The sequence below is a fragment of the Flavobacterium sp. genome (assembly GCF_044349645.1).
GTDB lineage: Bacteria > Bacteroidota > Bacteroidia > Flavobacteriales > Flavobacteriaceae > Flavobacterium.
Window position 1 is genome coordinate 22,476 of record NZ_JBIKQP010000027.1, and the last position, 6,277, is coordinate 28,752.

General features: G+C 34.8%; 5 protein-coding genes. All 5 read right to left on the minus strand.

Annotated features, from left to right (window positions below; translation table 11 throughout):
- Nucleotides 1-15: 15 nt before the first annotated feature.
- Complete coding sequence (ruvA, locus tag AC9UFV_RS06905) at nucleotides 16-597, minus strand: Holliday junction branch migration protein RuvA (RefSeq protein WP_509574187.1); 582 nt, start codon at nucleotides 595-597, stop codon at nucleotides 16-18.
- Between the two features lie 88 nt (nucleotides 598-685).
- A complete protein-coding gene (locus AC9UFV_RS06910; protein WP_509574190.1) occupies nucleotides 686-2,971 on the minus strand; it encodes an NADP-dependent malic enzyme in 2,286 nt (761 codons plus the stop codon).
- Between the two features lie 126 nt (nucleotides 2,972-3,097).
- Nucleotides 3,098-4,018 carry a tRNA epoxyqueuosine(34) reductase QueG gene (gene queG / locus AC9UFV_RS06915; protein ID WP_509574196.1) on the minus strand — a complete coding sequence of 307 codons (921 nt, stop codon included), beginning with the start codon at nucleotides 4,016-4,018 and terminating at the stop codon, nucleotides 3,098-3,100.
- A 112-nt stretch (nucleotides 4,019-4,130) separates the two neighbouring features.
- On the minus strand, nucleotides 4,131-5,153 hold the full coding sequence (gene ruvB / locus AC9UFV_RS06920; RefSeq protein WP_509521476.1) for a Holliday junction branch migration DNA helicase RuvB: 1,023 nt from the start codon (nucleotides 5,151-5,153) through the stop codon (nucleotides 4,131-4,133).
- A 77-nt stretch (nucleotides 5,154-5,230) separates the two neighbouring features.
- Nucleotides 5,231-6,277 (minus strand): cytochrome c oxidase subunit I (locus AC9UFV_RS06925; protein WP_509574192.1); only part of this gene is annotated, 1,047 nt, incomplete at its 5' end.

Consider the following 6,277-nt stretch of genomic DNA (forward strand, 5'->3'; position numbering starts at 1 on the left):
TAAAGTTTTCAAGAATTATAAGTTTTTTAATGCTAATTTGATGATGCTTTCAACAGTAGCTTCTGGGTTCTCTTTCACAATTTTTTCAACCACTCGTTCGCTAGATTTTCTAACAAATCCCAAAACCTCCAAAGCAGATAACGCTTCATCTTTGTTTGTATTGTTTTGTATCATAGAAATTTCATCCAAATCATACAATTTTAACACTTTATCCTTTAAATCTAATATTACTCTTTGCGCCGTTTTACTTCCAATTCCCTTAATTTTTTGAATTGTATTGACATCAGCTGAAGCTATTGCTTGAATAATTTGCTTTGGTTCCAATGAAGAAAGCATCGTTCTAGCAATACTTGCTCCAATTCCAGAAACTGAAAGCAACATTTTAAAAATCTCTCGCTCTGATTTTTCAACAAATCCGAAAAGGGTGTGAGAATCTTCCTTAATTTGAAGATAAGTAAACAATTTTATAGCATCGGAGTTAGGCAAAAGAGAATAAGTATGTAAAGAAATATTTACATGGTAACCCAACCCGTTGCAATCTATAATAACTTCGGTTGGGCTTTTCTCTACTAATTTTCCTTGTAAGTGTGCTATCATTTTTTAAAGTAATTTCCAAATATAAGAAAAATCTTCTACACTATATTCGCTATTGGTTTAATAAAATCTAGTGCTTTTTTTAAACAAACTACTTTAATCTATTTCTCTTTTCCTTTTCTTGAGCATCAACTACTGCAACAGCAACCATGTTTACCATTTCCTCAACACTTGCTCCTAATTGGAAAATGTGCACCGGTTTGTCCATCCCCAACATTATTGGTCCGATAGAATCTACCTTGTAAAGTTCTTTTAGTAATTTATAGGTGATATTTGCAGATTCCAAATTAGGAAAAATTAAGGTATTCACTTTTTTTCCTGCCAACTTAGAAAATGGGAATTTATTTTTTAACATCTCAGAATTCAAAGCAAAATCGGCTTGAATTTCTCCGTCAACTTGAAGTTCAGGGTGATTATCATGCAAGAATTTCACGGCATCCCTTACTTTATTGGTACTTGGATTATTCGAAGAACCAAAATTTGAAAATGATATCATGGCAATTACGGGTTCAATTCCAAACATCCGAACTGTTTTAGCAGTCATCAAAGCTATTTTTGCTAAATCATCAGCAGATGGATTTGGATTAATTGCAGTATCAGATAAAAACATCGGACCACGATTGGTCATCATCATATTGGTGGTAGCAACCAATGAAATGCCGGGTGCTTTATCTATTAATTGTAGAATTGGTTTGATAATAGAAGGATAGCTTCTAGAATAACCCGAAACCATAGCATCAGCATGACCTTGATTGACCATCATTGCAGCAAAATAGTTTCTCTCACGCATCCATTTTTGAGAATCTAAAAGTGAAATTCCACGTCTTTGTCTCGAATTCCAAAAAATTTCAGCATATTCATTTCTTCTTTTATCTTCCTCATTCGTTTTAGGATCGTAGATTGGAACTTCAGCAAAGAATCCAATTTCCTCTTTTAATTCTAATATAATTTCTTTGTTTCCTAATAAAATTGGGAAGGCAATGTTATCTTCAAATGCAATTTGCGCTGCTTTTAATACATCTAAATGATCTGCTTCCGCAAATACCACTCTTTTAGGTTCCGTTTTTGCTCTGTTAGCTAGCAATCTAACCATTTTATTGTCAGATCCTAATCGGTCAAATAATTCCTCTTCGTATTTCTTCCAATCTAAAATTGGATGTAAGGCCACTCCCGATTCCATTGCAGCTCTTGCTACCGCTGGCGCTACAGTAGAAATTAATCTAGGGTCAAATGGTTTTGGAATGATATATTCACGTCCAAATATTAATTTTGTTTCTCCATAAGCAATATTAACTTGCTCTGGAACCGACTCTTTTGCTAATGCTGCCAAAGCTTTAACAGCAGCCATTTTCATAGCTTCATTTATTTTGGTAGCACGAACATCTAAAGCACCTCTAAAGATATAAGGAAATCCAAGAACATTATTCACTTGGTTTGGATTGTCCGACCTTCCCGTCGCCATAATTATGTCTTTTCGAGTAGAAATTGCTAAGTCATAATCTATTTCTGGAATTGGATTTGCCATTGCAAATACAATTGGATCTTTAGCCATTCCAAGCAACATTTCTGGAGTTAAAATATTTCCTGCTGAAAGTCCTAAAAATACGTCGGCACCAGAAAGTGCTTCTTTCAAATTCGTATTTTTTTGACCGTGAGAGTATCTTTTTTGAAGGTCTGACAAGTCTGTTCTATCGCTAGATAAAACACCATCTTTATCAAACATGATAATATTTTCAGGTTTCACGCCCAATAAAACATATAAATTAGCACAAGCTAAAGCTGCAGAACCTGCACCAGAAATTACGATTTTAACCTTATCAATTTTTTTCTTGGCTAATTCTAAAGCATTTAATAATGCAGCTGAAGATATAATTGCCGTTCCATGTTGATCATCGTGCATCACTGGAATATTCAATTCTTCAACCAATCGTCTTTCAATTTCAAACGATTCTGGTGCTTTTATATCTTCTAAGTTAATTCCTCCAAAAGTGGGAGCAATATTTTTAACCGTTTCTACAAACGCATCAATGTCTTTAGTGTCAACTTCAATATCAAATACATCAATGTCGGCAAATATTTTAAACAATAATGCTTTTCCTTCCATTACCGGCTTTGAGGCTTCAGGGCCAATGTCACCCAATCCTAAAACGGCAGTACCGTTGGTAATTACAGCTACTAAATTTCCTTTTGAAGTATATTTATATACGTTGTTTACGTCTTTGGCAATTTCTAAACATGGCTCAGCAACTCCCGGCGAATAGGCTAAAGATAGATCTCTTTGAGTAGCGTATTTTTTTGTAGGTACCACTTGGATTTTTCCAGGTGTTGGTTTTGCGTGATATAATAGGGCTTCTCTTCTTTTATTGTAATTATCCATTTCATTCTTTGTTTTTCAACACAAAGATAAAAGTTACAATTGAATTACAACCTTTTTACGCCTTTTAGTTTTATTAAAATTCAGTAAAATAATGGTTAAATTGACAATTAATAACTACTAAAAAGTTCACTTAATAAAGTTGATATTTCGTTTTAAACCTTCAAATTTGGTTCTATTTACTGCGGAATTTTTGAAAACAGTTTTAAAAGTTTCCTCAGTAATTTCTTCCCAATCTTTTTTGGTCATTGACAACAGTTCTGGATTTGGATCAAAAAGCGGTTCGTTATGGGATTTTGAAAATTTGTTCCAAGGGCAAACATCTTGACAAATATCACAACCAAAAGCCCAATCATCAAATTTTCCCTTCATTTCAGCTGGGATATTGTCTTTTAATTCAATGGTGAAATAAGAAATACATTTACTTCCGTCAACAATATAGGGCGCGACAATTGCTTCTGTAGGACAAGAATCGATGCAAGCGGTGCAAGTTCCACAATGATCAGTGGTCGCCTGATCGTATTCTAGCTCTAGGTCTATTATTAGTTCTGCTATAAAATAGAAAGATCCGACTTGTTGCGTCAATAAATTACTGTTTTTACCAATCCATCCCAAACCACTTTTAGCTGCCCAAGCCTTGTCTAGAATTGGGGCAGAATCTACGAATGCTCGCCCGTATACGTCTCCGATATTATCTTGAATGGAGAATAATAATTCCTTCAATTTTTCTTTAATTACAAAATGATAATCTTTTCCGTAAGCATATTTTGAAATTTTGTAGCTCTCTTGATTTTGAAGTTCCGAAGGGTAATAATTTAGTAATAGTGAAACCACACTTTTTGCTCCGTCTACCAATAACGTTGGATTAAGCCTTTTGTCGAAATTGTTTTCCATGTAGGACATTTGTCCGTGGTGGTTTTTATTCAACCAATTTTCCAATCTTGGTGCTTCTTGTTCCAAAAAGCCAGCTTTAGATATCCCACAAGACAAAAACCCGAGGCGTTTGGCTTCGGATTTTATGAATAAAGAATATTTTGATTTTGATTCTATAAGTTAGAATATATTAAATTTCGTATTTATATCTAAACGTTTTTAGCCCTGATGGCAGTGGCATCCCTCGCTTTTTAGCGAGGATACAACGGACAGCAGGAATAGCTTCCAATTAAAAAAGACCTCCTTGAATATTCCCTTTTATTTTACCTAAATGTTTATAGGCTTTTTCGGTCACTTCTCTTCCTCTTGGTGTTCTCATAATGAAACCTTCTTGTATTAAAAAGGGTTCATAAACTTCTTCGATTGTTTCGCTACTTTCGGATACAGCTGTTGCTAATGTTGATAAGCCGACTGGGCCGCCTTTGAATTTATCGATGATTGTATTTAGGATTTTGTTATCCATTTCGTCCAAACCATGGGCGTCAACATTCAATGCTTTTAAGGAGTATCTTGCAATTTCAATATCGATACTTCCATTTCCTTTTATTTGCGCAAAGTCACGAACGCGACGCAATAGTGAATTGGCGATTCTAGGTGTACCTCTACTTCTACCTGCAATTTCTATTGCCGCTTCCATAGTGATTGGCATTTTTAGAATGGATGAACTTCTTTCTACAATTGTGGTTAAAAGTTCGGTGGTGTAATATTGTAAACGACTTTGAATTCCGAAACGGGCTCTCATCGGTGCGGTCAATAACCCAGAACGAGTGGTTGCACCTACTAATGTGAATGGGTTTAAATTGATTTGAACCGAACGTGCATTTGGTCCAGACTCAATCATAATATCAATTTTAAAATCTTCCATTGCAGAATATAAATATTCTTCAACTATCGGACTTAAACGATGAATTTCATCAATAAATAAAACATCTCTTTCATCAAGATTGGTCAATAATCCTGCTAAATCTCCTGGTTTATCTAAAACTGGCCCCGAAGTAATTTTAATTCCTACACCCAACTCATTGGCCAAAATATTAGCCAAAGTAGTTTTACCTAAACCCGGAGGTCCATGAAAAAGGGTATGATCTAAAGCTTCATTTCTTTGGTTTGCCGCTTCAACAAAAACTTTAAGATTCTCAAGTATTTGGTCTTGACCTGCAAAATCGTCAAAGGAGAGCGGTCTTAATCTTTTTTCAAGATCAAGTTCTTCAGGATTAAAATTTTGGTTGGTAGGATCTAGATTTTCGTTCATATTACAAATATAGGAAAGTTATAAGCAAATAAAAATGCCTTTCATGAGAAAGGCATTTTATAATGAAAATTTATATTTTAATGATGAAGAACTTCTTCTCCTTCTTTCATCGGAACATTTTGAGGAACAAAATCATCATCATGACCTGGTTTACTGTAATCGTAAGGCCATCTGTGAACTTCAGGAATTTCTCCTGGCCAGTTACCGTGAATGTGTTCAACTGGTGCAGTCCATTCTAATGTATTAGATTTCCATGGGTTTTGTACTGTTTTCTTACCGTAGAAAATACTACTAAAGAAGTTGTACAAGAACACTAATTGGAATACTCCACCAATTAATGCGAAAGTTGTTATTAATACGTTTACGTTTTGTAGGTCGTCAAATAATGGGAAGTTCGTGTTAGTGTAGTAACGTCTTGGTAAACCAGCCATTCCGATAAAGTGCATTGGGAAGAAAACTCCGTAAGCACAGATTGCGGTTACCCAAAAGTGAACATATCCTAAATTCTTGTTTAACATTCTACCAAACATTTTTGGAAACCAGTGATAGATTCCAGCAAACATTCCGTAAAGTGCAGAAATACCCATTACTAAGTGGAAGTGAGCAACAACGAAGTAAGTATCATGAACGTTAATATCTAGAGTACTATCTCCAAGGATAATACCTGTTAAACCACCTGTAATAAATGTAGAAACCAATCCAATTGAGAACAACATTGCAGGGTTTAATTGCAAGTTTCCTTTCCAAAGAGTTGTGATGTAATTGAAAGCTTTAACGGCAGATGGAATTGCAATTAATAACGTTGTAAAGGTAAACACAGATCCTAAGAATGGATTCATACCAGAGATAAACATATGGTGACCCCAAACGATTGTTGATAAAAAAGCAATTGCAAGGATTGACATAATCATCGCTCTGTAACCGAAGATAGGTTTACGTGAGTTGGTAGCAATAACTTCAGAAGTAATTCCTAATGCTGGTAATAATACGATGTATACTTCAGGGTGACCTAAGAACCAGAATAAGTGTTCGAATAATACTGGAGAACCACCTTGATTATGTAAAACTTCACCAGCAATATAAATATCTGACAAGAAGAAAGAAGTACCAAAACTTCTATCCAT

What these genes read in the sequence shown, in the direction of transcription:
- ruvA (WP_509574187.1), bottom strand. Translation starts at nt 597, where the DNA reads ATGATAGCACACTTACAAGGAAAATTAGTAGAGAAAAGCCCAACCGAA.
- AC9UFV_RS06910 (WP_509574190.1), bottom strand. Translation starts at nt 2,971, where the DNA reads ATGGATAATTACAATAAAAGAAGAGAAGCCCTATTATATCACGCAAAA.
- ruvB (WP_509521476.1), bottom strand. Translation starts at nt 5,153, where the DNA reads ATGAACGAAAATCTAGATCCTACCAACCAAAATTTTAATCCTGAAGAA.